Source organism: Frankia sp. KB5 (genome assembly GCF_002099325.1).
GTDB lineage: Bacteria > Actinomycetota > Actinomycetes > Frankiales > Frankiaceae > Frankia > Frankia casuarinae.
This window is the reverse complement of sequence record NZ_MRUJ01000241.1, coordinates 1-3,465: the sequence shown is the minus strand read 5'-3', so window position 1 is coordinate 3,465 and position 3,465 is coordinate 1. Positions and strand designations below refer to the sequence as shown.

Sequence of the window (3,465 nt, the reverse complement as noted above, 5' to 3'; positions counted from 1 at the left end):
CTACATGTTCGTGTGATGGAAGCCGGTGTGATTCCGGCATGGTCGCGCCACTGTGATCGGCCCGTCCGTCCTGGACGGTCTCGGAAGTCAGACCCATTGCCCGAACCCGTCCTACCCGTGGAACGCGTGATTCCAGTGGAGGTTCTCCTCATGGCGCACCCCGCCGTCTCCCCCGCACCGCTCRCCCAGCCGGCCCTGCCGGCCCTGCCGACCATCCCGATGCGTGAGCTGGTGCCCTTCCTGCTCTTCGGCGGGCTGCTGGCGCTGCTCGGGCTGTACTTCGTCGGCGCCGAGCAGGGCGCGCTGTCAATCTTCGGCGGGAACTACGTCCACGAGTTCGTGCACGACGCCCGCCACCTGCTCGGCTTCCCCTGCCACTAACGCCTCCTCCCGATCTGTTCCAGCGAGGAGACGCTGTGGCACGAACACTGTTGATCCGTGGCATGCTCGTCGGTCTGGTCGCCGCCGTGCTCGCCTTCATCGTCGCGAAGACCCTCGGCGAGAGCCAGATCGGTCACGCGATCACCTTCGAGTCGGCGGGCGAGAGTTCCACTCATGCGCACGAGGCGGTGGGTCTCGCCGCTCACGCGCACGAGGAGTCCGAGCCGGTGTCCCGGACCGTGCAGTCGACGCTCGGTCTGTTCACCGGTCTGCTGCTCTTCTCCGTCGCCATCGGCGGCATGTTCGCCCTGGCGTACGCGTGCGTGCAGGGCCGCCTGGGCACCCTCGGGCCCCGCGGGACGGCCGCCCTGGTCGCCCTCGCCGGGTTCACCGCGGTCTACCTCCTGCCCGATTTGAAGTACCCGGCGAATCCCCCCGCGATCGGCAATCCCGACACGATCGGCCGGCGGACCGTCCTGTACTTCCTCATGATCCTGATCTCGGTGATCGTCGTGGTCGGGACGGGTGTGGCCGCGCGGCGGCTCACCGGCCGGCTCGGCGGCTGGAACGCGACGATCGCCGCCGCCGTCGGCGGGCTGGTGGTCCTGGGCGTCGTCTACGCCGTTCTGCCCCACGTGCACGAGACGCCGGAGGGCTTCCCGGCCGACGTGCTGTGGCGGTTCCGGATCGCCTCGCTCGCCATCCAGGCGACCGTCTGGGCGGCCATCGGCCTGCTGTTCGGCACGTTGACCGAACGCGCGTTCCGACGTACCGCGGCCCCCACCAGCGCGATCGGTGCGATCGGTGCCGCCGGTGCGGCTGGCCCTGGTTAGTTGCGCGCCGACCGTGGCCCTGCGGGCCGCCCGGTTCCCTATCGACGAGCCTCTCGACGCCGACGGGCTGCACCGAGCCGCCGGCGCCGCCGAGGCGGTAGCGGCTGGCGCGCTTCCCGCGACGGGACGGGTGCTCTGCGACGGATCCGCGCGGGCCTGTCAGACCGCCGCCGCCCTGGGCCTCGGTGCCCGCAAGGGTGACGTCACCATCCCGCGGGCCCCGGGCCTACCCGTCGTCCCCGAGGTGGATCCGGCCCTGCGCGACCTGGACGTCGGGGCCTGGCGGGGGCGCAGCCTGGACGAGATTCCCCCGGACGAGCTGCGCCGGTGGCACAGCGATCCGGCGGTGGCCCCGCCGGGCGGCGAATCCCTACTGAGCTTGCTCAGCCGCGTCGAGAACTGGCTGGTCCGGCGAAGCACCGAACCGAGCCACATCATCGCGGTGACCCATCCGGCGGTCATCCGGGGCGTGCTCGTGGCCGCCCTGCGCTGCCCGGTCGAGATGTTCTGGCGGATCGACGTCGCCCCGTTGACGGCGACCCTCCTGCACCATCGGATCGGCGCGGGCGGTCATGACGGCACGACCGGCACGCAGCCGAAAACGGAGAGTGCCGCGACCGCGACCAGGACCGCGGCCGGAACCGGAACCGGAACCGGAACCGACTGGACCTTGACACACGTCTGCCRCCCGCTTTAGCGAGATCCGCCGGGTCCGGCGTCCATCGGCGCCGGCGCGCGGATGGGAAAGCTCATGGTCGCCCAGGGGCTCGGGGTGACCGTTCTGCCCGACTACAGCATCGTGGGCGACCCGCCCGAACGCAGCGGCGTCATCACCCACCGCTCGCTTGGAGGTCGAGTGAAAATCGCATCAGAATCGTCAGGTTCGACCGGTTTCCCGGCCCGGCCACGAGGCTGCCGCGGCCCCTTGACGCGCGGCACCGTCCGGATGGAATCATGGCCGTGGGTCCGAACCCCCAGGTGGCCCCAGGTGGCTAGATGACCCCGGGTGAGAGGCGGTCGGGTGGGTAAGCACGCGAAACCGGTAGCCTGCCCGACCTGCAACGGCAGCGGGAAGATCACCGTGACCAGCGACGGCAAGAACGAGACCGTCTCCTGCGGCGTGTGCAAGGGCTCAGGGAAGGCGTGAGCGTCCGCCGGGTGAACCGCGAGGATTTCATCCCGGATGAGATCTGGGTCCGGGACGAGGACGGGTTCTTCCTGGTCCCGCTCCGGCGCCAGGATGATCCACAGCGGTGGTCGGAGCTGTGCCGCGGCGACGACGGGATCACGACGCAGGTCGACGACGGGACGGGCAGGTACGACGGTAGGGGCGTCATACCGACCAGTTCCAGCAGCGCGCCGTGGGTCATGGCCCGGATGCTCGACCTCCTCGATGTGCGGGACGGGATGAACGTCCTCGAGATCGGTACCGGGACCGGCTATAACGCGGCGCTGCTCGCCGAGCGGACCCCGACCGGCCAGGTCACCACCATCGAGATCGATCCGGGAATCGCGGGGCACGCCCGCGCGGTCCTCGCCAGAATCGGCCGTCCGGTGACGGTGGTCGTCGGGGACGGCGCGGCGGGGTTTCCCGATCGGGCTCCCTACGACCGGATCATCGCCACGGCGTCGGTGGTTACCGTTCCCTACCCCTGGATCACGCAGACCCGGCCGGGCGGGCGGATCGTGCTGCCGTTCACGAGCGAGTTCGGTGGGGCGCTGCTGTCATTGACCGTCGCGGACGGCACCGCCTCGGGCCATTTTCATGATGATGCGGGTTTCATGCGGCTGCGCGGCCAACGGGCCGACAGACCCGTCTGGTGGCTCGGCGAGGACGACGCCGACGTCAGAACAACCTGCCGGTATCTGGATGAGCCCTTCGCGGACGCCGCGGCCGGATTCGCGGTCGGCCTGTGGCTGCCCGGCTGCACCACCGGGCAGATCGAGGAAGGCGGCCCGGCGAGAACACTTCTGCTGTCCCACGCGGCGTCACATTCGTGGGCGTCACTGACCGCCGGGTCGGACGGGCAGTCGGACGGGCACGAGGTCACCCAGTATGGGCCACGACGGTTGTGGGACGAACTCGAAATGGCCTACGACTGGTGGGTGAACGCAGGGCGGCCGTCCTGCGCCCGCTTCGGGCTCACCGTCACCCCCGACGGTCAGACATCCTGGCTGGACTACCCGGAGCGGGTCATCCCGGCCTCGTGACCCCCGCGGACGAACTGGCGCGACGGCGAACTGGCGCGAC

General features: G+C 70.3%; 5 protein-coding genes and 1 pseudogene. All 6 read left to right on the top strand.

The features are described 5' to 3' along the window. The first annotated feature begins 150 nt into the window (after positions 1-150). The 6 genes and pseudogenes from KBI5_RS20495 to KBI5_RS20475 all read left to right on the top strand — a co-directional run bounded on the left by KBI5_RS20495 (position 151) and on the right by KBI5_RS20475 (position 3,425). A complete protein-coding gene (locus KBI5_RS20495) occupies positions 151-381 on the top strand; it encodes a CbtB-domain containing protein (RefSeq protein ID WP_085016159.1) in 231 nt (76 codons plus the stop codon). A 35-nt stretch (positions 382-416) separates the two neighbouring features. Continuing rightward, positions 417-1,214 carry a CbtA family protein gene (locus KBI5_RS20490; protein ID WP_011437627.1) on the top strand — a complete coding sequence of 266 codons (798 nt, stop codon included), beginning with the start codon at positions 417-419 and terminating at the stop codon, positions 1,212-1,214. Continuing rightward, positions 1,195-1,911 (top strand): histidine phosphatase family protein, encoded by a 717-nt coding sequence (locus KBI5_RS20485; RefSeq protein ID WP_241883047.1) that lies wholly within the window; start codon positions 1,195-1,197, stop codon positions 1,909-1,911. Before KBI5_RS20490 ends, KBI5_RS20485 begins: the two co-directional genes overlap by 20 nt. Positions 1,912-1,944: 33 nt before the next feature. After that, positions 1,945-2,067: pseudogene (locus KBI5_RS28860) on the top strand (LysR family transcriptional regulator); the annotation flags it as partial. 168 nt (positions 2,068-2,235) lie between these two features. Beyond that, positions 2,236-2,361 carry a hypothetical protein gene (locus KBI5_RS28500; protein WP_023842045.1) on the top strand — a complete coding sequence of 42 codons (126 nt, stop codon included), beginning with the start codon at positions 2,236-2,238 and terminating at the stop codon, positions 2,359-2,361. Between the two features lie 11 nt (positions 2,362-2,372). Next, a complete protein-coding gene (locus tag KBI5_RS20475; protein ID WP_232235241.1) occupies positions 2,373-3,425 on the top strand; it encodes a methyltransferase domain-containing protein in 1,053 nt (350 codons plus the stop codon). Positions 3,426-3,465 lie beyond the last annotated feature (40 nt).